The sequence below is a fragment of the Flavobacterium salmonis genome (assembly GCF_903819435.1).
Taxonomy (GTDB): domain Bacteria; phylum Bacteroidota; class Bacteroidia; order Flavobacteriales; family Flavobacteriaceae; genus Flavobacterium; species Flavobacterium chungangense.
Window position 1 is genome coordinate 134291 of record NZ_CAIJDP010000058.1, and the last position, 23532, is coordinate 157822.

The 23532-nt window shown below is 32.9% G+C and carries 19 protein-coding genes, 4 tRNA genes and 1 pseudogene; 2 read left to right on the forward strand and 22 right to left on the reverse strand.

All coding sequences use genetic code 11. From position 1 onward, the window contains the following. Positions 1–5 precede the first annotated feature (5 nt). The 14 genes from rplA to FLACHUCJ7_RS04630 all read right to left on the reverse strand — a co-directional run bounded on the left by rplA (position 6) and on the right by FLACHUCJ7_RS04630 (position 7559). Entirely contained in the window at positions 6–695 is a 690-nt protein-coding gene (gene rplA, locus FLACHUCJ7_RS04565; RefSeq protein ID WP_031456760.1) for a 50S ribosomal protein L1, read from the reverse strand. 13 nt (positions 696–708) lie between these two features. Next, positions 709–1146 (reverse strand): 50S ribosomal protein L11, encoded by a 438-nt coding sequence (rplK, locus tag FLACHUCJ7_RS04570; RefSeq protein ID WP_007807442.1) that lies wholly within the window; start codon positions 1144–1146, stop codon positions 709–711. Between the two features lie 66 nt (positions 1147–1212). Next, the gene (gene nusG, locus FLACHUCJ7_RS04575; RefSeq protein ID WP_007807444.1) at positions 1213–1764 is read right to left on the reverse strand and encodes a transcription termination/antitermination protein NusG; all 552 of its coding nucleotides are present in this window, start codon (positions 1762–1764) and stop codon (positions 1213–1215) included. A 9-nt stretch (positions 1765–1773) separates the two neighbouring features. After that, the gene (gene secE, locus FLACHUCJ7_RS04580; RefSeq protein WP_008466927.1) at positions 1774–1971 is read right to left on the reverse strand and encodes a preprotein translocase subunit SecE; all 198 of its coding nucleotides are present in this window, start codon (positions 1969–1971) and stop codon (positions 1774–1776) included. Between the two features lie 18 nt (positions 1972–1989). Next, a tRNA-Trp gene (locus FLACHUCJ7_RS04585) sits at positions 1990–2060 on the reverse strand. A gap of 60 nt (positions 2061–2120) precedes the next feature. After that, positions 2121–3308, reverse strand: coding sequence for an elongation factor Tu (tuf, locus tag FLACHUCJ7_RS04590; RefSeq protein ID WP_078227521.1), 1188 nt, complete (start codon positions 3306–3308; stop codon positions 2121–2123). Positions 3309–3361: 53 nt separating this feature from the next. After that, positions 3362–3433 (reverse strand) — tRNA-Thr (locus FLACHUCJ7_RS04595). Between the two features lie 91 nt (positions 3434–3524). Further along, positions 3525–3605: transfer RNA gene (locus FLACHUCJ7_RS04600), tRNA-Tyr, on the reverse strand. Between the two features lie 54 nt (positions 3606–3659). After that, positions 3660–3733 (reverse strand) — tRNA-Thr (locus FLACHUCJ7_RS04605). 91 nt (positions 3734–3824) lie between these two features. Next, positions 3825–4127: a ribosome hibernation-promoting factor, HPF/YfiA family gene (gene hpf, locus FLACHUCJ7_RS04610; protein WP_031456757.1), complete on the reverse strand. Its 303-nt coding sequence runs from the start codon at positions 4125–4127 to the stop codon at positions 3825–3827. 36 nt (positions 4128–4163) lie between these two features. Beyond that, positions 4164–5057, reverse strand: coding sequence for a tyrosine-type recombinase/integrase (locus tag FLACHUCJ7_RS04615; RefSeq protein WP_078227519.1), 894 nt, complete (start codon positions 5055–5057; stop codon positions 4164–4166). A 155-nt stretch (positions 5058–5212) separates the two neighbouring features. After that, positions 5213–5407 carry a 30S ribosomal protein S21 gene (rpsU, locus tag FLACHUCJ7_RS04620; protein WP_007807454.1) on the reverse strand — a complete coding sequence of 65 codons (195 nt, stop codon included), beginning with the start codon at positions 5405–5407 and terminating at the stop codon, positions 5213–5215. Between the two features lie 110 nt (positions 5408–5517). Then, complete coding sequence (locus FLACHUCJ7_RS04625) at positions 5518–6660, reverse strand: acyl-CoA dehydrogenase family protein (protein ID WP_180908058.1); 1143 nt, start codon at positions 6658–6660, stop codon at positions 5518–5520. A gap of 11 nt (positions 6661–6671) precedes the next feature. Further along, entirely contained in the window at positions 6672–7559 is an 888-nt protein-coding gene (locus FLACHUCJ7_RS04630) for a ComEA family DNA-binding protein (RefSeq protein ID WP_180908059.1), read from the reverse strand. A 247-nt stretch (positions 7560–7806) separates the two neighbouring features. Between FLACHUCJ7_RS04630 and FLACHUCJ7_RS04635 the strand changes: the two genes are divergently transcribed. Further along, a complete protein-coding gene (locus FLACHUCJ7_RS04635) occupies positions 7807–9255 on the forward strand; it encodes an amino acid permease (protein WP_180908060.1) in 1449 nt (482 codons plus the stop codon). 73 nt (positions 9256–9328) lie between these two features. Here the strand turns inward: FLACHUCJ7_RS04635 and FLACHUCJ7_RS04640 are convergent, their stop codons facing one another. The 7 genes from FLACHUCJ7_RS04640 to FLACHUCJ7_RS04670 all read right to left on the reverse strand — a co-directional run bounded on the left by FLACHUCJ7_RS04640 (position 9329) and on the right by FLACHUCJ7_RS04670 (position 21007). After that, positions 9329–9556: a PspC family transcriptional regulator gene (locus FLACHUCJ7_RS04640; protein WP_031456752.1), complete on the reverse strand. Its 228-nt coding sequence runs from the start codon at positions 9554–9556 to the stop codon at positions 9329–9331. 60 nt (positions 9557–9616) lie between these two features. Further along, complete coding sequence (locus FLACHUCJ7_RS04645) at positions 9617–10888, reverse strand: DUF2851 family protein (protein WP_078227515.1); 1272 nt, start codon at positions 10886–10888, stop codon at positions 9617–9619. Positions 10889–10987: 99 nt separating this feature from the next. Then, positions 10988–11470 carry a 3'-5' exonuclease gene (locus FLACHUCJ7_RS04650; RefSeq protein ID WP_078227514.1) on the reverse strand — a complete coding sequence of 161 codons (483 nt, stop codon included), beginning with the start codon at positions 11468–11470 and terminating at the stop codon, positions 10988–10990. A gap of 135 nt (positions 11471–11605) precedes the next feature. Next, on the reverse strand, positions 11606–13921 hold the full coding sequence (gene tamL, locus FLACHUCJ7_RS04655) for a translocation and assembly module lipoprotein TamL (protein ID WP_180908061.1): 2316 nt from the start codon (positions 13919–13921) through the stop codon (positions 11606–11608). Beyond that, positions 13905–19004 carry a translocation/assembly module TamB domain-containing protein gene (locus FLACHUCJ7_RS04660; RefSeq protein ID WP_180908062.1) on the reverse strand — a complete coding sequence of 1700 codons (5100 nt, stop codon included), beginning with the start codon at positions 19002–19004 and terminating at the stop codon, positions 13905–13907. The genes tamL and FLACHUCJ7_RS04660 overlap by 17 nt, the downstream gene beginning before the upstream one ends. A gap of 162 nt (positions 19005–19166) precedes the next feature. Continuing rightward, the gene (locus tag FLACHUCJ7_RS04665; protein WP_180908063.1) at positions 19167–20117 is read right to left on the reverse strand and encodes a GSCFA domain-containing protein; all 951 of its coding nucleotides are present in this window, start codon (positions 20115–20117) and stop codon (positions 19167–19169) included. 137 nt (positions 20118–20254) lie between these two features. Further along, positions 20255–21007: a hypothetical protein gene (locus FLACHUCJ7_RS04670; protein ID WP_180908064.1), complete on the reverse strand. Its 753-nt coding sequence runs from the start codon at positions 21005–21007 to the stop codon at positions 20255–20257. A gap of 313 nt (positions 21008–21320) precedes the next feature. On the opposite strand from FLACHUCJ7_RS04670, the gene FLACHUCJ7_RS04675 reads away from it, so the two are divergent. Further along, positions 21321–23066, forward strand: coding sequence for an ABC transporter ATP-binding protein (locus tag FLACHUCJ7_RS04675; protein ID WP_180908065.1), 1746 nt, complete (start codon positions 21321–21323; stop codon positions 23064–23066). A gap of 73 nt (positions 23067–23139) precedes the next feature. Here FLACHUCJ7_RS04675 and FLACHUCJ7_RS04680 read toward each other — a convergent pair. Continuing rightward, positions 23140–23517: pseudogene (locus FLACHUCJ7_RS04680) on the reverse strand (GxxExxY protein). Positions 23518–23532: the final 15 nt, after the last annotated feature.

Here is a 23532-nt window from a genome sequence, read left to right on the forward strand (position 1 = left end):
ACCAATTATACTGCTTTTGGATCCAATGCAATAGCAGGACTCATAGTGCTTGTAAGGTGAATACCTTTAATATAGGTACCTTTAGCAGCAGTTGGTTTAAGTTTGATTAATGTTTGAATAATTTCGTGTGCATTGTCATAAATTTGCTCAGCTCCAAAAGAAACTTTACCAATTCCTGCATGTACGATACCAGTTTTATCAACTTTAAAGTCAATTTTACCAGCTTTAACCTCTGCAACAGCTTTAGCAACATCCATAGTTACTGTACCTGTCTTAGGGTTTGGCATTAAACCTCTAGGTCCTAAAATACGACCTAATGGACCTAATTTACCCATAACAGCAGGCATCGTGATAATAACATCAACATCTGTCCAACCGTCTTTAATTTTTTGAAGGTAATCATCAAGACCTACATAATCAGCTCCAGCTTCTTTAGCTTCAGCTTCTTTATCCGGAGTAACTAATGCTAATACTTTAACATCTTTACCTGTTCCGTGAGGTAATGTAACTACACCTCTAACCATTTGATTCGCTTTTCTTGGATCTACACCCAAACGAACTGCGATATCAACAGACTCGTCAAATTTTGCAGAAGCTATAACTTTAATTAATGCAGCTGCATCTTTCAAAGTATATAGTTTGTTCTTTTCAATTTTTGAAGCAGCCTCTTTTTGCTTTTTTGTCAATTTTGCCATTTCTTTCTCTTAATTAAAAAGGAGCATCTCCTGATACAGTTATACCCATAGATCTTGCAGTTCCAGCGATCATGCTCATTGCAGATTCAATTGTGAATGCATTTAGATCTACCATTTTATCTTCAGCAATTGCTTTGATAACATCCCAAGTAACACTAGCTACTTTTTTACGATTTGGTTCACCTGATCCAGACTTTAGCTTTGCAGCTTCCAATAATTGGACAGCAGCTGGAGGAGTCTTAACAACAAAATCAAATGATTTGTCTTTATACACAGTAATTTGTACTGGGCATATTTTGCCAGGTTTATCTTGTGTTCTAGCATTGAACTGCTTACAGAACTCCATGATATTAACCCCAGCAGCTCCTAAAGCAGGTCCAACCGGTGGCGACGGATTCGCAGCACCTCCCTTAACTTGTAGTTTAACTACCTTACTAATTTCTTTAGCCATTTTTAAAAAATTTAACACCACAATTATTGGAAGCAATTGCAGTGGTTATTATAGATGTAACAAAAATTATACTTTTTCAACTTGCATAAAACTCAATTCCAATGGTGTCTTTCTTCCGAAAATCTTAACCATTACTTCAAGTTTACGCTTTTCTTCATTGATTTTTTCAACTGTACCATTAAATCCATTAAAAGGTCCATCGATCACTTTAACAGTTTCACCTAAGCTGAAAGGAATAGCGCGAGTATCTGTATTTACAGCCAGCTCGTCTACTTTACCCAACATTCTATTTACTTCAGAAAGCCTCAAAGGAACAGGCTCCCCGCCTTTGATCTCACCTAAAAATCCAATTACGCTAGTAATAGACTTAATAATATGAGGTATCTCACCAACTAAATTGGCTTCAATCATAACATATCCAGGAAAATAAACTTTATCCTTAGACATTTTCTTTCCTTCTTTTACAGTAACTACTTTTTCTGTAGGCACTAAAACTTGGGAAACATAATCACCCATACCTAATCTGGCAATCTCAGTTTCAATGTAAGCTTTGACTTTATTCTCCTGTCCGCTTACAGCTCTAACTACGTACCATTTTTTCACATTATTATCTGCCATCACAAAAAATTATCCTTTTAACCAGTTAAAAAATCCAGCCAAAGCTTTTGCAAAAAATTCGTCCACCCCCCATGTTGCCAAAGCGAACAGAATCGAAAATACAGCTACAACAATTGTCAATTTTTGAACCTCAGCCCAAGCAGGCCAAGTAACATTTGACTTTAACTCTTCGAAAGCCTCTGATAAATAATTAGTAACTTTTGTCATTTGATATATTTTTTATTGCACGGGCGGAGGGATTCGAACCCCCATCAACGGTTTTGGAGACCGCTATTCTACCCTTGAACTACGCCCGTAATTAAAAGCCAGTGATTTCGTTAAAAAAATCAACTGGCTTTTTATAATTTGTTATAGGATTATCCTATGATTTCAGTCACCTGACCTGCACCCACAGTTCTACCACCTTCACGGATAGCAAAACGCAAACCTACACTCATTGCGATTGGACTTAACAAAGCAACATTGATAGTCAAGTTATCTCCTGGCATTACCATCTCTACTCCTTCTGGTAAAGTAATAACTCCTGTTACGTCAGTTGTACGTACGTAGAACTGTGGACGGTAGTTATTATGAAATGGAGTATGACGTCCACCTTCTTCTTTTTTCAAGATATAAACCTCAGCTTTGAAAGTAGCGTGTGGTTTTACTGATCCTGGCTTAATGATAACCATTCCTCTTTTGATAGATTCTTTATCAATACCTCTTAACAATAAACCTACGTTATCTCCAGCTTCACCTCTGTCAAGGATTTTACGGAACATCTCAACTCCTGTAATAGTAGAAGTTAATTTATCAGCTCCCATACCAATGATTTCAACTGGATCTCCTGTATTAGCAATACCTGTTTCGATACGACCTGTAGCAACAGTTCCACGACCAGTAATTGTAAATACATCTTCAACCGGCATCAAGAATGGCTTAGCAACGTCACGCACCGGCTCTTCGATCCAAGCATCAACCGCTTCCATTAATTCAATTATTTTTGGTACCCAAGCAGGATCATTATTCAATCCTCCTAAAGCAGAACCTTGAACTACAGGACCATTATCTCCATCATATTCGTAGAAAGATAATAAATCTCTAATTTCCATTTCAACAAGCTCTAACAATTCAGCATCATCAACCATATCCACTTTGTTCATGAAAACAACGATTCTTGGAATACCTACCTGACGACCTAAAAGGATGTGCTCACGAGTTTGCGGCATTGGACCATCTGTAGCAGCAACTACTAAGATAGCTCCGTCCATTTGAGCAGCACCAGTAACCATGTTCTTTACATAATCCGCGTGACCTGGACAGTCAACGTGAGCGTAGTGACGGTTAGCTGTTTCATACTCTACGTGTGATGTATTAATAGTAATACCTCTTTCTTTCTCCTCTGGAGCGTTATCGATTTGATCAAACGATTTTGCTTGACAGTAACCAGCATCAGACAATACTTTTGTAATTGCTGCAGTTAATGTAGTTTTTCCGTGATCCACGTGTCCAATTGTACCTATGTTTAAGTGCGGTTTGGAACGATTAAAATTCTCCTTTGCCATTTTACTTAATTTTTAATCTTAGTTATATATTAATTCAATTTCCTACTTACTTGAGCCAACTACGGGAATTGAACCCGTGACCTCTTCCTTACCAAGGAAGCACTCTACCCCTGAGCTAAGTCGGCAGAGAGTTCTGATTTTAGATGTTTGAATTTAGTCCTCAGATTCTAAAAAAATCCAAAACCTACAATCCAAAATCTTAACTTCTTTTTGTTGTGGGGAGAGCAGGATTCGAACCTGCGAAGTTCACACAGCAGATTTACAGTCTGCCCTCGTTGGCCGCTTGAGTATCTCCCCAGTTTTTTATCAATAATTGCATGAACAATTTCAAATCACATTTGAACTATTTAGAGCCGGCGGAGGGACTCGAACCCACGACCTGCTGATTACAAATCAGCTGCTCTAGCCAACTGAGCTACGCTGGCAATATCAATAAAAAAGTCCGCTATTTCTAACGGACTGCAAATGTAGCTATTTTATCTTTGTATCAAAACATTTTTCGAAAAAAATTTTCAATTATATGTGTGCTCTTATTTTTTCTTTCCTTTTTACCAATAAACGCTCAAGTGATTCTGCCGAAAGCTCAACTGCTTCCTCAAAAGTCTTACACTGTTTTTTTACCAAAAAATCATCTCCAGGAACATTAATTTTAATCTCTACAAATTTATTCTCCTTATCACTTGTTCTTTCTACTTTTAAAAAAACATCCGAAGAAACTACTTTGTCATAGTATTTTTCCAATTTATCCATTCTTTCCTGAATAAAATCTACCAATTTTCTGTCAACAGTAAAGTTAACTGCATGAACATCTACCTTCATAATACAAATTTTAAGGGGTTAAACATTTCGGAATTACTATTTGTTTCGCGGATGTGCATTTATATATACCTTTTTAAGCTCTGCTAAACTATTATGAGTATAAACCTGAGTGGATGCCAAACTCGAATGCCCTAATAACTCCTTAACTGAATTTAAATCTGCTCCATTATTTAATAAATGAGTTGCAAATGTATGTCTAAGTACATGCGGACTCTTTTTTACCTTTTCGGAGACTTTACTAAAGTATGAATTTATTAAACGATACACAAAAGATTCACTCAATTTTAACCCTTTTTTTGAAATAAAAAAACAATCAACATCCACCAACTCTTCAATACCCGCTCTCTCTCGTAAATACACCCCAATTTGCTCTACAATTACCGGCAATACAGGAATTATACGTTCTTTATTTCGTTTCCCTAAAACCTTAATTACACCAGAAGATAAATCAACATTCTTAACCATCAAACCTATCAGTTCAGCCCTCCGCATCCCTGTTGTATAAAACAAATCTACAATAAGCTTATCTCTAACATCTTCAAAACCAACAGGATATTCAACTGACTTCATTAAATCTGTCAGTTCTTTTTCAGAAAATGGAATTTGGATTATTTTAGGCGTTTTCAATGCTTTATGCTTCAACATAGGACTCACATCAATTTGTTTGGTTTTCAACAGAAATCTATAAAATGCTTTCAAAGAAGCCATTTTTCTATTTACAGAAACATTTGAAACACCATCATCCACAAGCGACACTATCCAACTCCTAACTTGACTATAACTCACCTTATCAATATCATCCTGTTCAAAATGAGATTTATTAAACACCTCAAAAAACACAATATCATTTAAATAAGCATTAACCGTATGAGGGGAATATTTTTTTTCCAGCTGAAGGTAATCCCGAAAAGCTTCTTTATTGGTTTTCATAAAAGAAAGAGTTTTATTTTAAATCACACGGCAATCATCTATATAAGACACAAATTAAACAGAGTGATATTTAAAACATAAGACACAAAAAAACCGTTAGCATCAAAGTTATAACTTTTTGACGACTAACGGTAATTATTTTTGAAAAGCCAATACTAACTTTCTAAACCATCTTTCATGTTTTGAATGTAAGCCGCTTTTTGAATTTGAGCTCTTTTGATAACAGAAGGCTTAATAAAAGCAGTACGTGCTCTTAATTGACGAACAGTTCCTGTTTTATCAAATTTTCTTTTATAGCGCTTTAATGCTCTATCGATATTTTCTCCGTCTTTAATTGGTATAATTAACATAATATTGACACCTCCTCTCGTTAAGACTGCAAAAGTAAATATTAATTATGAATTACGAGTCATAATTAATATTTTTTTTCGAGAAGACAAAATCGATCATTAATACTCCTTTATTCTTTCAACAAATTTCTAGAAATTACCAGTTTCTGAATCTCAGTAGTTCCTTCACCTATAGTACATAATTTTGAATCTCGGTAAAATTTTTCGACTGGAAAATCTTTAGTATAACCATAACCCCCGTGAATCTGCACAGCTTCGTTAGCTACTTTTACACACACTTCTGAAGCATACATTTTTGCCATAGCTCCTGATGTTGTAACGGGCTTATGCTGCTGTTTCAAAAAAGCGGCCTTATGTAATAACAGCTCCGAGGCTTCAATTTCGGTAGCCATATCTGCCAATTTAAATGAAATTCCCTGAAAATTACTGATTGGCTGCCCAAACTGATGTCTTTCTTTCGAATATTTAAGTGCCGCTTCATATGCTCCTTTTGCAATTCCGAGTGATAAGGCTCCAATTGAAATTCTTCCACCATCTAATATTTTCATAGCCTGAATAAACCCCTGGCCTATTTCTCCTAATCTGTTTGAATCCGGTACACGACAATTATCAAAAACCAATTCAGCAGTTTCACTTGCTCGCATACCTAATTTATTTTCTTTTTTCCCTGATGTGAATCCAGGCATTCCTTTTTCAAATACAAAAGCAGTCATTCCTTTCGAATCTCCTTTTTCTCCAGTACGCACAACTACAACAGCAATATCTCCTGAAATTGCATGTGTGATAAAGTTTTTAGCCCCGTTTATAACCCAAAAATCCCCATCTTTGACTGCAGCTGTATTCATTCCACCTGCATCAGAACCTGTATTATGTTCTGTTAAGCCCCAAGCTCCTATATGTTCAGCGGTTGCTAGTTTAGGCAACCATTTTCTTTTTTGTTCTTCATTGCCAAAAGTTAAAATATGGTTTGTGCATAATGAATTATGCGCCGCAACTGACAATCCTATGGATGGATCAACTTTTGAAATTTCCTCTACTACAGTGATATATTCGTGATATCCCAAACCAGATCCTCCGTATTCTTCAGGAACCAAAACCCCCATAAAACCCATTTCTCCTAATTTTTTGAAAAGCGGAATTGGAAATATTTGTGCTTCATCCCATTCCATTATATAAGGTCTTATATTTTTTTCAGCAAAATCTTTTATGGATTGCGCAATCATAGACTGCGTTTCATTGTAATCAAAATTCATTGTAATCTGTTTTAGAACTCCAAATATAAACCAATTATATTTGCTTTTTCAACAGGAAAGCCTTTAATATTTATCAAATCCTCAATATTTTTAATATTTCCGTTCATGCTCCTGTAAGTTACAATTTGTTTTGCCAACGTATATCTAAAATACGGAAATTGAGATAATTCCTTTAAAGACGCATCATTTACAGGTATTTTTTTAATTTTTGGAAAGGAAGAAACTCTAAAATATTTTTTCAATTCAAGTACAATCTCTGGAGAAAGCCCCCAAACATCATTAATTTGTTCCATTGAAACAAAAGCCTCTAAACTTTCTTTTTGTTTTAAAATCCGCGATGACAATGCCTCTCCAATTCCATTAATCTTCATGAAATCATCCTGAGTCGCCTGATTAATATCTAAGATTGTAAATTTTTCCTTTTTAGAAAAGGATTTATGGACATATTCATTATCGTACGTTTTAGTAGTTTTTTTATTCTGAACCCAATTTGGAAATTTGAAATAAGGTGAAATTGCATTTAATAAAGAATCTGAAATCTTAGTTACCTCTTGGAATTCTTTTGCCGAATTCACATATTTATTTTCTTTTCTGAATGCAAAAAGTCTGTCAATTTCCTGTATTGACATTCCTAATTTATAGCCTTTATAATCAGAAATAAAATTTGGATTAAATGAATATACTTTAGGCTTGTTATCCTTTTGAATTGTTTTTAATGAGTCTACTTCAGATTGCAAAGCCAGCCACTGTTCTTTTTCAGGAGAGTTTTTTTCAGTCTGACTAAAATCTGAGAAAAAATAAAATAGCTGGAGAGCTATAATCAATATAAGCAGAAAAAAAATTCCTTTACGTTCCTGACTGGTAAACTTCATATGAGCCATTATATCTTTAAAATTCATTTTAAAATATTATATAAAATTAAAAAAGCATAAATTTATAAGAAAAATACGATTTTTTTACACTCCTCAAAAAAAATACTTTGAAGTAGTTTGCTAATAACGTAACGCATTTGAGATATTACAGAACTTCTTTTACCATTTCTAATTACAAATTAAATATTTTATAACTTAAAACTTCATAATTGTTTTTATTTTTTATAAAAAACAATACATTTGGAACTTAATAACAATAAACCAATATTATAATATGTCAATTTGGAAAACTAAACCTCTTTCGGTATTGCTTGGTGAAGCATCCGAATCTGAAAAAGGATTAAAAAGAACCTTATCTTCACGTTCGCTTGTTGCACTTGGTGTTGGAGCAATTATTGGAGCAGGGCTATTTTCTCTAACAGGAATTGCAGCTGCTGATCATGCAGGTCCAGCAGTAACACTATCATTTATTTTAGCTGCTGTAGGGTGTGCTTTTGCAGGACTCTGTTATGCTGAATTTGCTTCAATGATTCCTGTTGCTGGTAGCGCATATACTTATTCTTATGCTACAATGGGAGAATTCATGGCCTGGATAATCGGCTGGGATTTAGTTTTAGAATACGCATTAGGAGCTGCAACCGTTGGTGTAAGCTGGTCCCGATATCTTCTTGAGCTTCTTGCCAAATTCAATATCCATCTTCCTCCTGACTTAATTTGTTCTCCATGGGAAACACTTACTTTAAGCAATGGCACAGTCATAGAGGGAGGAATTGTTAATTTGCCTGCAATTTTTATTGTTTCATTACTTTCTTTATTATTAATTAAGGGAACAAAAGAATCAGCAACTATAAACAATATATTAGTTGTGGTAAAAGTTGCTGTGGTTATTATCTTTATAGTTCTAGGATGGAAATTTATCGACACAACCAATTACACTCCTTATATTCCTGAAAACACAGGGGTCTTTGGGAAATTTGGATGGTCAGGAATTGCTGCCGGAGCTGGTACTGTTTTTTTTGCATTCATTGGCTTTGATGCTGTTTCAACTGCGGCACAGGAAGCTAAAAATCCCCAAAAAGGAATGCCAATTGGTATTTTAGGTTCTTTGATAATTTGTACTTTATTATATGTGCTGTTCTCTCATGTCATGACAGGACTTGTACCTTATTATAAATTTGCAGGAGATGCCAAACCTGCTGCTACTGCTTTTGCTGTAACCGGATATGACTTTTTACAGACCGGTTTAATTGTAGCCATTTTAGCAGGATATACTTCCGTAATGCTGGTAATGTTAATGGGACAAAGCCGTGTATTTTATACAATGAGTAAGGATGGTTTACTTCCTCCTTTTTTTAGTGAAATCCATTCAAAATTCCGTACTCCATGGAAAACGAATATTTTCTTTTTAGTATTTGTAAGCATATTTGCCGGACTTGTTCCTGTTAGTGATTTAGGACATATGGTAAGTATCGGAACTTTATTAGCATTTGTTTTGGTTTGTATAGGTGTTATGGTTATGCGCAAGAAAATGCCTGATGCACCAAGAGCTTTCAAAACTCCATGGGTTCCTTTCGTTCCTGTAGCCGGTATTGTTATCTGTTTTGCTTTAATGTATTCACTTCCAAACGAAAGCTGGGCAAGACTTGTAATCTGGATGGCATTAGGTATTATAATATACTTTATTTACGGAAAGAAAAATAGTAAATTGAACAACCCGAAATAAGATTTTTATTAAATAAAAAAGAGGATTATGAAGCTTAAAAAACTTTATAATCCTCTTTTTTATTTGAAATAACTTATAAATCAAAAACTGATGTTCTTTTCGCCCGAATTAAATCTTTTAGCTTAATCCAAAATGCAAGAGTAAGATAGACTCCAAACCCCAAACCAGCAGTAACAAACGAAATATAGATAAAAAATAACCGGACATTTGTCACACGCATTCCAAGCTTATCCGCCAATCTGGAAGATACATGAAAACCATACTTTTCGAAAAAGAATTTAAGTTTTAAAACGAGAGACATAGAATATTTGTTTTTTTTCAAAAGTACAAAATTATCTTATTGACTCACTTTCTTAATTATCTAATTATTTTTAAGTAACTCCATTCCTACAGCGCATTTCATACAGCCATTTACATCACAATATTGACTTTTAAGCTGTAATAAAGATTGTGTTTCAAAAGCATTTTCTGAAGAAACTCCAATAGATTTAAATTTATCAATAATTGAGTTTTTCTCTGGAGAAATCCCGTCCAAAATTGAAATTAAATCTTCTGCAATCGATTCATTTACCGTTTTAGCATAGGCAAATTGTAAAGGAACAATCGTATTTATCACCAATAAATCTATAAATGAATTAGACAATGATTTTGTTTTATTTGGGCTTTCTTTATCAAATTGGTAATGATTTTGCCAATATAAACTGGTCGAAACATCAAATACTTTATAAATACTATTGATAGATTTCAATTCAATTATTTTAGAAAACAAGTTTTGATGCCGGTGATATAAAGCTGCTAATTGAGATAAGCGAATAGTTGGAAAATTATCCGGTCTATGCTTAAAAAACTGAACAGGTTCTGTATACACTTTTTCTATTTGGTATTTATGTAAAAGATAAAAATACCTAAATTTTAAATCCTTAAAATAAACATCTTCTTTATCAGAATCCAATAATCCTGTACTTCCAAAAAATAAAGCTTCCAGATTTTCCAGGTCAAAGCTTTCTTTTCGAATAATTGAAAACGGAATTGCTTTTGCAAATTGCAGAAATGCGTTTCCATTGGTATTTAAACCAAAATTTTTAGCTAACAAACAAAATAAAACAGCTTCCCAGTCCTGATTTGTTTCTTTTAGCAAATTATAAATAGATTGTGATTTTCTTTCTAATCGCTCAAAGAATAAGCGTTCCTGCCAATTTTTAAAAACAAAACTCTGTATTTTTGAAATTTGTTTTTCACAATATATCCACGATTTGGGGGATTTTAAATTATTATAATTTGAAATTGTTTCAGAAGACACATACTTCTTTAAAACCAAAACGGGTATTTCTACATTATTTTGTCTGTAAATATCAGCGTCGTGTTCCCAAACTACATGCAAAATTACATTTTCATAAGCCGGATCTTTTTCATGAAGATGTAAATACCAATCAGATGATTTTAAATGCATTTCAACATTTCCTGCCCATTTTTGATCTCCTATTTTTATTTGGGCATTAAAAAAATCAGGTCCGGCAAGTTCCAGATAATTACCCGTGTTTATAATCGTAATTTCTTCCTGATTTATAGTTCTTAAATTTAGAGTATCAAACTTTTTAAACTTCCAGAGATAATGAAGAAAATCTTCTTTCATTTTTTTTAGACTTTATATTGGTTTACAATATTCTAAAGTACAAAAAAAATAGTATAAATATTACAATTAAAGAGATATTGATTTAAAAATAGTCCGAAATTATTTCAATAAATATAATTTTGCACATGCCCTGGCATCAGATAATGCTTCATGATGATTAAGCTGAATTCTCATTTCCCGACAGCAATCACTCAATTTGGTTGGTTTTACCCCTTTTGCTTTATAAATTTTCACAGTACATTCCCATTTATTAGCAACATTCAAATCTTCGTAATGCAAACCATAGAGTGCCATGGATTTAATTAAAACATTCCGATCGAAACTTTCATTGTGAGCAACTACTATTCTATTTTTCAAACGTTTTTCAATTTCAGGATATACCTGTAAAAAAGTTTTTGCATTTATGGTGTCGCGAGGATATATTCCGTGAACCTGAATTGTAAAAGGATTATATTCGTTATTAGGCGGCTTGATTAAAGTAACAAACTCATCTACAATAATTCCGTTTTCTACAGTAACAATTCCAACTGAACAAGGATGATATGCTGTGGCCGTTTCAAAATCTATGGCAGTAAAAGTCAATTTGATTTAAGTTTTATGATTTACATTTTTAATTGCAGATTTCAGCAGCAATTCTATTATGCAAATTTAGGACTTTACCTTTTCTTTTAGTCTATTGTCCGTTAAAAAGTAAATTATGTATTTGAATAACACATTCTAAAAAGGATAACCAATTGCAATATTAAAAATCAAATTCTCTTTCCTCCACGAACCGCTGCCAAAATTAATATTATCTAGTACCCATCTTTCATTTTCAGGCAAATACGGTTTTCTTAAAGGAAAAGCTAAATCAGTTCTTAAAACCAGAAAAGATAAATCAAAACGCAATCCGGCACCTGCTCCTACTGCAATTTGTTTCATAAAATCTTTGGTGATTTCTGCTCCGGGCTTATCGGGATCAGCGTTTAAAAGCCAAATATTTCCTGCATCTACAAATATTGCACCTCTAACGATACTGAAAAGTTTTGCTCTATATTCTGTATTAAATTCCAATTTCAAATCGGCAGACTGATCGGGTAAATAAGTACTTGATGTAGGTTCTGCTTTATAGCTCCCCGGACCTAAAGATCTTGCTCTAAAAGCACGAATACTATTGGTTCCTCCCACAACAAACTGTTTCGTTGCAGGCATTGCTGTAGAATTTCCATAAGCATACCCTGCACCTAAAATAATTCGGCTGGCCAATTCGCTTTCTTTTCCAAGTTTTAGATAATGTCTGAAGTCTGTTTTGATTTTTACATATTGACTAAAAGGAACATCTAAAATCGTTTTTTGATTATCTTTTTTAACATCAGCACCTGTTACTAGCCCAGTAATATTTCCTGCCAGGTCCAATTCTCCATTAAAATAAATTGTATGTTTTCTACGTTTTTGCATAGTATTCGTAAACGTATATTGATAAGTTGGACCAAAAATCAACTGTTTTTCAATTACCCTCCCTAAGGCTGGATCCTGATCAATGTCTGCCTGATATTCCGGTGTTACATTATTTGGACTCACATATGTAATATCTATTACGTTTAGCTGATGCTCTTTTCGAATATCTTCTTTCCATAAATACCCCAAAGAAGCATTAAAGGAGTTTAAAGCATAAAGCTGTGTTCTGTTTTGATATTCATATCGCAATGTTGCTTTTGTTCTTGGTACAAATCCGCTAGGTCCTTCAATATTAAAAGGCGTAATAAATCTTGGCCAGGTTAAACTTGTTTCTGCTCCAAGTTTATAAATATTGTTTCCTTTATTTTGTCCTGCCAATTGAAAATCTGCTCCGCCAAAAACAGATACCGTAAGTAATTCTGCACCACGAAATAAATTTCTGTTGTTCCAGTTGACATTAATTTCTGAACCTGTATAGCTTGCTGAATTTGTTTTTCCCAGCACCTCAACCCGAATGAACTTTTTTGGTAATAATGTTAAATAATAATAGGAATCCAGTGTATTTTTTAAACTATCAGAAACTTTAAACTCATTTTTAACGAAATTAAATGTCCCAAGATTCACAAAACGGTTTAAAGTTAAATTGTGATCTTTCCGATTGTATAAATCTCCTTTTTTAAAATAAATTGTCCTTTCAAAAACCCTTGGCTTAAAAGTATCTGCTGTATCAATTATCGTGAAATCTTTATACTGAACAATGTCATCTTTTTTATATTGTACACTATCTTTTGAAATAGAGAAATTTGGATAAACAATGATTTTATCAATTTTGTAAGCTATTTTAGCTTTCTCCGGCGTTTCTTCTTTTATCTTTAATTTTATATTGACCTCATAATCTCCTTTTGTGCTATCTACCTGAGCTAAAATATAATCAGGATTAAAATAATAATATCCTTTCTGCTTAAGTCTGCCATCAATACGTTCACGCTCTGCTTTTATAACATCCAAATCGTATGGATTCCCGGGTTTAAGTAAACTTCTGCGGCTTGTTCTTGCAATTGCTTTACCCAAAGCAGATGAATCTTCAGGAAATTTCACCTCTTTTATTTTATATTGTCTTTTGGGCTGAACTGTATACTCCGCCGTTACTCTTTTATTTTTGGCAGTAGAGTCAGCACTGACACGTGTTTTAAAATAGCCCCTGTTTTCGGTAAAATTCCTTAAAACTGACGAATTATAATCTAAATCTACCTGACTAAAAAGGACAGGCGCTTCGCCCACTTTGTTTCGTAACCAATATCTAAACCCTTTTTCTTTTTTGGGCTCTCTGGCAAGATTGTAAATCCATAATTTAGGACGTAAACCTAATATTTGTTTAGTTGGTTTTGGACGTAATAAATCCTTTAATTCTTTTTCAAGTGCTTTTCTGCCTTTCTTTTTTATCACAGAATCTTTGACCGTTACAGATGCTCCGGTATATAACAATTCTCCTTCTGGCAAATACTTAGTATTGCTGCATCCAAAAACAAAAAACTGGCAAAGCACAATACAATATCTGATATATCTGTTTTCCATAATATTATGTTTTTTGCTCATTACCCTCAATTTGATCTATCTGATTTTCTTCCAGTTTCTTTTTTTCCTTTTCTTCTTTCTCTTTTAGTTTCCTTTTTTCTTCACGAAGTTTTTCTTCTCGGATCATTTCTTTTTCTTCAGCACTGCGATAAAAAAGTTCACGAAATTTATTGTAACTCATTGTAATAATAAAAGCTACTCCTGTCTCAACAACCTGCCCTTCTACTGCAACCTGATATTCGTTTTTACGATACGCCCGCACCATGTAGCGACCATCTTTGGTCAGTTGATAATCTAATGCAACATCTCCGGCAATATTTGTACTTTCTTCATTGGCACGTTCCTGTCCTTCAACACCAAAGCTGCTTCCAACAGTAACTTTTAATCTGTCATTAAGGAGTTTTTTGGAAACCCCAACATTTAAATCGGTTCTGTTTTCTCTTGCCCCTGAAGTATAATCATCTGTAGATTCCAGATCAAATTCTAACTCAACGCCTTTTATTAACTCTCCGGCAAGATCATTCAGTTGCTGAGACAATATCTTACTTACACTTTGTCTGGCTAATGATTCAGCACTCGTTCCTCCGCTTTCACTTGCAAAAGGATTTTCTCCAATGAACCTGTTCAGTAATAAAAGTGCAAAAACCTGTTTATTCAACTCAGCCGGTTCTTGTCTTAACTGCTCCAGTTTTGCTTGTGAAGCCGTAACAATATCTGATGAGACATTATAATTTCCATCAGGCAGAATAATGTCAAAAGAGATTTCAGGTTTTAACAATTCACCCTTCATTTTCAAATGCGTCTCAAACGGAATTTTTTGTTTGTATGTATTTCTAATTGTTGGACTTACCGCTAATTGACTCCCTAACAAATCGATTGGTGCAGTTTCTACTTTATAGATTGCCGTAATATTTAAAGTTGCCATTGTTGGTTCTCCATTCCAGGTTATTGAGCTTCCTTTCTGAATATCAAATTTTCTTCGGATCATATTAAAATTCATTTCATAAGCTCCTTCCGAAAATTCATATTTCCCTGTTAAAGTTGTTTTTCCTGAAGGATCGATTCCGCCCGTAAGCTGTGCTTCTCCTTTTAAATTCAGGTAATCTCCATTTCCTTTATCGATAACCAATGTTAATTCAGCTTCTTTGTCGATTGTAATATCTACACTAACATCCATCCCTTTTAGCGGAGATTGATTTAGTTTGTTCTCCATTTCAACCGTTTGTTTCAGATACAAATTATCCTCATTGACAAACTCTACAATTCCTTCACGATCTGCAATAGAAGGATCTGATTGAGGCAAGACAACAGAGAATTTTGTTTCTTCATTGATTTTGATATTTCCTCCAATAACCGGACTGTCTAATGTTCCTTTGATATTGAGTTTGGTATCTAAAAATAAATCTCCATAAAACAAATCATTGTCTGCTGCTTTAGAATTTATTGCGCGGAAATTATCTGCAGTTACAGTTAGTCCAAAATTATAATTCTTGAAATCAGGAGACTGAATTGTTCCGTTTACAGACAATTCATTGTCGTTTTGATCGTATAGTGAAAACTTATCAAAAGTAATCACGTCATTATTGAAAGTAATTTTTTCCTGATTTGTTTTAAAATAAGAATTCAGCTGTGTAATTCTAAAGCCGGTATCATTAAAATTTAGTTCCCCTGAAACTTTTGGGCTTGATGTAGTGCCAACGATTTTAAAATTACCCGACAAATAACCTGTTCCTTCGGTAATATTTTCCAAAGTAAATGCCTGAATACTCTTAATAGTCAATTTATTAACATCAACATTAAAGTCTAAATTACCATCACTGATTCTGTAATTTCCCTTTACATTTACATCATTTTCCTGTCCGGTCAGCATTACATTTGCAGCCAGTACATTATTGGTTTTATTGTCAACTTTTACTTCAATATTTCCAACTGCCTCACCTCTGAATGCAAAATCATCAATTTTTAAATCTGATGTAAAAGTGGGACTGGTCATTACATTTTCGACAACCGCGTTTCCGTTAATCAAACCTTGCATCAGCAATTTATCTTTTTTGACTATATTTAAAATAGTCTCGATTTTAAAATTGACAAAATCAACCTGCAACGGTGCGTTATTCTGAGTTCCCTGAGATTGAATTTTTAATTCATTTCCGGCATTTTCTAAATAAAACTTATTAATATAAAGCCTTTTATCTCCAATTTCAACAGCGTTTTCAGGATCGATATTCCATTTTTCATAATTCAAAACGAAATTTTCGGCATCAATTTTAAGGATGTTTTTAGAATTTTCTGCCTTAAACACACCCGCGATAAAATATTGTTGTTTTTGTTTCGCATCCTGAATTTCAAGCGCATATGTCAAATTATTATTTTCAACTTTTCCGGATAAACTTGTAAACGGAACTTTTATCGCACCACTTTCAATCGTGGCAACAGAAACCCTATATTCTAACGCATTTTCTTTGGCTTCTATATTTATTTTTCCGTCTGAAATTGTGTTTGTTCCATAAACAATTCTCGGAATCGTTCCTTTTATTTCTAAGGTGTCGGTAACATTATTGTATTTCCCTGTTATATTGACCGGCTCTAAACCAGTTAATTTAGGAATCAGTTTAAAGAGTATCGGATCGTTATCAATTTTTAATTTAAAAGTCAGTCTTTGTTCACCTGATTCTCCGTTTACTTTCGGATTTTTCAAATCAATGTATTTTGATAATGATTTTTTTATGGCTGAAGTCAGTGTTGTCAATTTATATTTTCCATCTGCCTCAGCCTGTAAAAACTGTGAAGATATTTTGATATTGTTTCTCGTATTATCTGAAAAAGCAATTACACGAACCGAATCCAAAACAATAGATTCGGTATCTTTTAAAATTTGCACGTTTGAAAGAAACACTTTTCCGTTTAAAAAATCAGGATTACTGTTGGCGACGTCAGCATCAATATTCCCTCTTAATTTCATTGGTCCTGCATGAAGATTCAATTTTTCCAAATCGGCAATATCCAGGTTTAGTTTTAACTTGATTGATGGATATTTTTGCTTTGTATTTCCGCTAGCTGTCAGCTTAAAATTTAAATTTGGATCGCTCATCCCTGATTTTACTGCAAAAGATCCGTTTTCGATTTTCCCTTTTAAAGCCAAATCTCTGTAAGTATATCTGTTGAAAATTGCTTTTTGTACAATTCCATCCAATTCTGCCACTGCAGTTTCAGGATCCAGCCCTTTCCCTTTTACTTTTGTTTTGAGGGTAATTTTTCCGATAGAATCATTTTTTATCAATCTTCCCAGATCAAAATCAAGCAGGTAAACTGTTGCATCGTATTTCTCCCCTTTTTTTATGCGCTGGTCAAATAAAGCATCTATTTTGGCATTTCCAAAAGTGCTGTTTAAAGCCAAATTGGTTTTGAAATTCTGAACAGAACCTTTAAATTTTCCATTCAGATTAAATTGTGACGGCAACTGAATATTCTTCGGAATGGTTCCCTTGGGAACAAAAGAATATACATCTTTTGATGTGCTTGAAAGTTTTTTAATATTCAGATCATAATTGGCTTTTTGGGCATCTGGCAAACCGATAACTTTTCCAGAAAGGGAAACTTTGGTCGTTCCGATTCCGGTCATTTCGAACAATGGGATGTTCAGATTTTTTATTTTTCCGTTTAACCGCGTATTTAAATATAAAATCGCGTTTGGATTATCCCTGAACGGATTTGTTTTATGCAAATCAGGTGCAAATAATAATATGTCTTTAAAACCAACTTTGGAATCTTTTAAATTAGCATCTATAACGAGATTAGGAAGATCTTTTTTTAATGCTGCAAGTGAAGAATATGTCAGCTTAATTTTGTTTTGTAAAAGTGTTTGAGGTGTTCTTATGTATAAATTATCCAGAGATGCATTTTTTGAATCATAAAAGAAATTGGTTTTTAATGACTGAATCTGTAATCCTCTTTTTTCATTTGCTGAAAGCGATTTTATATTTCCTGAAATGGTATCATTTCCATAATATAATTTAGCTGCCTGAAGATCAAATTTACTCAAATCCAAATGACTGTAATCAATTCCTTTTTGAGTTGGTTTTGATTCCATATTATCAAATTTGAAAGCAATATTTTGTATCGTAACATCTTTTAATTTTACTTTCCAGCCAGCTTGTTTAATAGAAGTCGAATCCAGACTTGGGGTTTTCAGTTGTTTGTCTTTTACTCCTAATCTTAAATTCCCTTTTAGGTTTTTCAATTCGAAAGTATCGAAGTCCAAAAGCTGTCTGTTCAAATCAATTTCATTAACATTCAGATTCAAAGTTCCCAATTTTATTCCTGAATCCAGTCTGGAATCTTTATTATCGTAAGAAACATCAATTTTTGATAAACGAATTTTATCTAATTTTAATCTAAAGTCCTTCCTTTTCGAAATTGTATCCACTGTTTTTACAGAAACTTCAGCAATTTTTTCAACCGCATCCTGATCCAATACCAATTTCAATCCGTTTAAGTTAATATTCGGAATATCGAAATTCATTTTATCCAGATCAAACTTGTTGAAATAGGTATCAAAATGCGATAATTTTACTTTCACATCATTTTTAGCAAAATCATCTTTGAAATTAAAACTGACATTATCCAGATTTACTTTTACAACAGCTATTTTGAATGGTTTACTGTCCGGATCTTTCGGTTCTTTTGATTCGAAAGCTTTAATAATATAATCGAAATTAAATATGCCATTTTTATCCCTGTATATATTGGCTTTTACATTTTCCAGAGAAACAGAATTGATTTCAAGTTCACTGTTTATCAGTTTTACCAGATCAACATCAATCTCTAATCGCTTTCCTGACAGCAAAATATTCTTTTTTTGGTCTTCAAAATAAAAACCTTCCAGAACTACCTCTTTTGGAAATTTTATCGCAATTTTATCTAAGGAAACTTTTGTTTTAATTTTTTTATGCAGGAAAGTAATCGCTTTATCCTTAGCATAATTCTGAACAGAAGGGACCTGAATTAAAATAATAAGAAGTAATAAAAGTGCAATTACAGAACCCACGCACCAAAGTAGAATACGTAGTGTTTTTTTTAAATAATGAATTATCTTTTTATTCATACGCCAATAAAACACATTAGATTGAAATTGCGTTATCGAAAGTGTGTATCTCTACAACTTACAAAATTGTTAATTTTAAGTTCTAACAATTTACATAATTACACGCAATTATTCTAAAATTTTACTGACAAATAATCATGCCATAATTTATCAGGATGACAGTTAAAACTTAATTGAAGGTTGTTTTTTTTCTAAAAGTTTAATTTTTTGCTGAAGCTTAGCCAAAAATTTCTGATGCTGCTCAGACTCAGGATTAAAGCTTCGATGGTGCAATCTCTTTTGTATATCTTCAATTTCCTGCATCGTCAAAAAGCTATTTTCGGCAATATAGTTTTCGCTGAATTTATGCCAGATATAATCGATTGCGACCTGATTGGGATGCAACATATCTTCGGCATAAAAGCGATAATCACGGAGTTCGTCCATCATGATCTCGTAGGACGGAAAATAATTGAAAGTCGAAAGTCGAAAGTCGAAAGTTTGATGCAATGCTGTAAATAAATGTGATTTACTCAATTGGTTTTCTACAAAACCATCTTTTATATGGCGTACGGGTGAAATAGTAAAAATGAAGTTTATATCTGGGTTTAAAGCATGAATTAAATCAATTGTATTTTGGATGTTTTTCTGAATTACATCCACAGGTAATAATTCTTTTGAAAATTGCTTCTGAGGAACTTTATGGCAGTTTGCGACGATTTGGTCACTTTCTAGATTTCTGTAAATCCAAGATGTTCCGTAAGTAATAATTATATGTGTTGCTTCTTTTAATTGCTTATGGGTTTCTGAAATAGCTTTATTTAAAGTTTCCAGTAATTCCTGTCTATCTGAATTACTTAAATCCGAATGCACTCCAAAACAATGCCAGCGTTCGTTATAAAAAAAAACGTCTTTTTCTGTAAACCATTTTTCCTGAACCGTTCTTTCTATTATTTTCTCAATCGAAACCGAATTAAAAATAATCCCAAACGGATTGGTTACATTTTGAAACTTAAAATAATCAAATTTCTCCGCTATGTTTTCTGCAAAACAAGATCCTATAGAAAGTATCTTCGAATTATAATCGATTGGAGAATTACTCTTTGAAATTGGGATTTGGGTTCTGAATTGCATAGTTTGTAATTTAAACACAAATTTCACGAATTTTTACCAATAAAAAAACCAAATACAGATGCATTTGGTTTAAAAAACTAACAAGAATATTCTTCTTGTAAATTAAGTAATAAGTTTCAATACTAGATTTTCTACAGCTAGTAAAAAAACTCTGTAGTACCAGGAACATCTGATCCTTTATCAACCTCTTTTACAGGATACCCATTTTCATTATAAGTATAAGTACTGTTTTCCCATAAATCATTTTCTTCTACATCCTTATCTGTAAGCATATTATGATTTACACCATCAGCTCCTCCATCTTCAAATGCAAGTTTGTCAAATCCTAATACATTTTTTAACGGATTCTGTTTTGTATCATAAGTATACTTATGATGCCCTGTCCAATTACCATCAGGTATAATTTCACTTACTTCACCATTTACAAACTTAATTGTTGTTACCCCATCAAAATAAGTTTGCGATTTACTGTCTCCATTATAATTCTGAGCTGTAATTGTCCCATCTGTATTATACGTATAGACCTCTTTATTTCCCCAATCGTCTAAAGGTTCAACTCTCACGAAAGTGACCAATCTATTGTTTAAGTCATATTCATATCTGTTTATTTGATCTACAGTCCCGTCAGGAAGTTTATATTCTATTTTGGTTATTAAATCTCCCGTATATGTAAAATAACGATTAAATTCTCCCTCACTATCCGTTATACTAACAATTTTATTACCATCATATTTGTAAATTGTAGTCACTTTTTCACCATCAGAATCGGTTGTAATCGTTTTTTTAAGTAAAACCAAATCTGAGGAAGGTGACCCTGAAGAATCTTCATCACTTGAACAAGAAGTTAGTGCAAAAGTCAAAGCACCAAAAAGGCATAAAATTTTTTTCATTTTTAAGATTTAGATCATTAATATTTCCTACAAATGAACTAAAATAAGACCTAAAAACCTAACTTGTTTTAACAATAAAAAAGCAAAAATAATTAATCGAAAAGATATTTAGTATCCTAAATAAATTATAAGTTTCTAAAGAACAAACTTGTAAACAATTTATTAATTAATAAAAAAGCATATTATTTTTTTACCTCTTTTCATAAATTTAAAATCCGGGTTCAAAAATTAACTTTTAAATACAACAAGATCCGCGAAATGATGCTTGTCAATTTAGTACTTTTGTTTTTCTTTTTATAAATTAAATTCTCTTATGAAATTATTATACTCCTATATAATCAAACACAAAATGCTTTTGTTTTTTGCTTTGATTATGGCTACTATCAATATTTGTTTCAGTTTATCAGACTCTATTATTACCGGTAAATTAATGCAGGACTGCGGTGTTGGACTGGCAAAATACAAAGGAAATGAAATGGCGTTTATTAAATCATTATCATTCTGGCTAGGACTTTCACTTGGGGCAGCGATGATTTCAAGAATTACTAAAAACTTTCAGGATTATTTCACCAATGTTGTCATTCAGCGAACGGGTGCCCAAATGTATACAGACGGAATTAAAAAATCTCTCGATTTGCCTTATGCCGAATTTGAAGACCAGCGAAGCGGTGAAACTTTAAGCAAACTGACCAAAGTACGTTCTGATTCTGAAAAACTAATTACACTTTCTATTTCTCTTATTTTTCAGACTATCATTGGCTTCATTTTCGTAATAATTTACGTTGCACGAATTGATTTCCGAATTTCACTTATTTTTTTAATTACAGCACCAATTATTGCTTTGGTGAGTTCTTATCTGGGGAAGAAGATTAAAATTGTTTCGAAAAAAATCGTTAATCAGACAAACGCATTGGCGGGTTCAACAACCGAAAGTTTAAGAAATATTGAATTGGTAAAAAGTCTTGGACTAACGTATCAGGAAGAAAAGCGTCTGAACTTAAATACCTTTAAAATTTTACATCTCGAATTAGAAAAAGTCCGCTACATTCGAAGTTTAAGTTTTATTCAGGGAACAACAGTTCACTTTTTAAGAACCTGTGTTGTTTTTACCTTGTATTATTTTTTATTTGGTGGAAAAATAATTGTAGGTGATTTATTGACCATGGTCTTTTTTACTTTTTTTATTTTTGGTCCATTACAGGAATTAGGGAATTTTATTATTGTGGTCAACGAGACGAAAGTTTCAATGGAAAATTTCAAAACTTTATTGAGTGCTCCAAAAGAATTTCGCCCTAAAAATCCAAAACATGTGGGCGCAATTCAGTCTTTATTGTTCTCGAATGTAAGTTTCCAACACAAGACAGCAAAATTTAAAGCGGTTGAAAATATCAATTTCGAAATCAAACAAGGCCAGACAGTCGCCTTTGTTGGTCCTTCAGGTTCTGGCAAAACAACTTTGGTTAAATTACTGGTTGGATTGTATATACCTGCAGAAGGTCAGGTTTTATATAATGATATTGATTCTGCAGAAATTGATTTATTGGATCTAAGAAAACAATTAGGTTTTGTAACTCAGGATGCCCAATTATTCTCCGGAACAATTCGTGAAAATTTATTATTTGTAAAACCAAACGCCACAGACGAGGACTTATATGATGCCCTAAAGAGAGCCAGCTGTGAAAAATTGCTGAAACGTGCCGAAGATGGGTTAAATACCACAATTGGCGAAGGCGGAATTAAAGTTTCTGGTGGCGAAAAACAACGTTTGTCTATTGCCAGAGCTATTTTAAGAAATCCAAATTTATTAATTTTTGATGAAGCTACTTCTGCTTTAGATTCGATTACCGAAGAAGAAATCAATGCAACTATTAGAAACATATCAGACCAAAACAGAATCACGGTTTTAATTGCACATCGCTTATCAACAGTTATGCACGCTGATCGAATTTTTGTATTAGAACAAGGCAAAATAATTGAGCAAGGTAAACATGATGACTTAATTGCTGAAAAAGGTTTGTATTACGCTATGTGGCGTCAGCAGATTGGGGAACGTAAATAATTTTTTATCGCGCAAAGACGCAGAGTCGCAAAATTTTTGACTTTGTTGTTTCAATATTTTTTTATTGTATAATCTAAAGATTGTTAACAATTCTTGTAATACCAAACTTAATCAAAGGCACGTTAAAATTTATCAGCAAACCTAATTTAATATTTGTAATTTTTAAATAGGTCATAATTTGTTTCGCATGAACCTCTGTAATTTTTTATATTGACTTTATTTCTAAAATTAATTTATTTTCAACTATTAAATCAGTTCGAAAACCAATATCTAGTTTTAATTCATCCCAAATAACGGGTATTACTTTTTGCCTTTCTACAAATAATCCTTTTTTAGTTAGCTCATAAAATAGAATTGCTTCATAAACTGACTCTAACAAACCTGGTCCAAGTTTGACATGCATTTTATAACAAATATCAACTACAATAGCTGAAATTTCATTTTCGGTCATCTTAAAATAATTAAA

Excerpts from the sequence above, each read along its gene's own strand:
- rplA (WP_031456760.1), bottom strand. The coding sequence starts at position 695 with ATGGCAAAATTGACAAAAAAGCAAAAAGAGGCTGCTTCAAAAATTGAA.
- rplK (WP_007807442.1), bottom strand. The coding sequence starts at position 1,146 with ATGGCTAAAGAAATTAGTAAGGTAGTTAAACTACAAGTTAAGGGAGGT.
- nusG (WP_007807444.1), bottom strand. The coding sequence starts at position 1,764 with ATGGCAGATAATAATGTGAAAAAATGGTACGTAGTTAGAGCTGTAAGC.
- secE (WP_008466927.1), bottom strand. The coding sequence starts at position 1,971 with ATGACAAAAGTTACTAATTATTTATCAGAGGCTTTCGAAGAGTTAAAG.
- tuf (WP_078227521.1), bottom strand. The coding sequence starts at position 3,308 with ATGGCAAAGGAGAATTTTAATCGTTCCAAACCGCACTTAAACATAGGT.
- hpf (WP_031456757.1), bottom strand. The coding sequence starts at position 4,127 with ATGAAGGTAGATGTTCATGCAGTTAACTTTACTGTTGACAGAAAATTG.
- FLACHUCJ7_RS04615 (WP_078227519.1), bottom strand. The coding sequence starts at position 5,057 with ATGAAAACCAATAAAGAAGCTTTTCGGGATTACCTTCAGCTGGAAAAA.
- rpsU (WP_007807454.1), bottom strand. The coding sequence starts at position 5,407 with ATGTTAATTATACCAATTAAAGACGGAGAAAATATCGATAGAGCATTA.
- FLACHUCJ7_RS04625 (WP_180908058.1), bottom strand. The coding sequence starts at position 6,660 with ATGAATTTTGATTACAATGAAACGCAGTCTATGATTGCGCAATCCATA.
- FLACHUCJ7_RS04630 (WP_180908059.1), bottom strand. The coding sequence starts at position 7,559 with ATGAATTTTAAAGATATAATGGCTCATATGAAGTTTACCAGTCAGGAA.
- FLACHUCJ7_RS04635 (WP_180908060.1), top strand. The coding sequence starts at position 7,807 with ATGTCAATTTGGAAAACTAAACCTCTTTCGGTATTGCTTGGTGAAGCA.
- FLACHUCJ7_RS04640 (WP_031456752.1), bottom strand. The coding sequence starts at position 9,556 with ATGTCTCTCGTTTTAAAACTTAAATTCTTTTTCGAAAAGTATGGTTTT.
- FLACHUCJ7_RS04645 (WP_078227515.1), bottom strand. The coding sequence starts at position 10,888 with ATGAAAGAAGATTTTCTTCATTATCTCTGGAAGTTTAAAAAGTTTGAT.
- tamL (WP_180908061.1), bottom strand. The coding sequence starts at position 13,921 with ATGAGCAAAAAACATAATATTATGGAAAACAGATATATCAGATATTGT.
- FLACHUCJ7_RS04660 (WP_180908062.1), bottom strand. The coding sequence starts at position 19,004 with ATGAATAAAAAGATAATTCATTATTTAAAAAAAACACTACGTATTCTA.
- FLACHUCJ7_RS04665 (WP_180908063.1), bottom strand. The coding sequence starts at position 20,117 with ATGCAATTCAGAACCCAAATCCCAATTTCAAAGAGTAATTCTCCAATC.
- FLACHUCJ7_RS04670 (WP_180908064.1), bottom strand. The coding sequence starts at position 21,007 with ATGAAAAAAATTTTATGCCTTTTTGGTGCTTTGACTTTTGCACTAACT.
- FLACHUCJ7_RS04675 (WP_180908065.1), top strand. The coding sequence starts at position 21,321 with ATGAAATTATTATACTCCTATATAATCAAACACAAAATGCTTTTGTTT.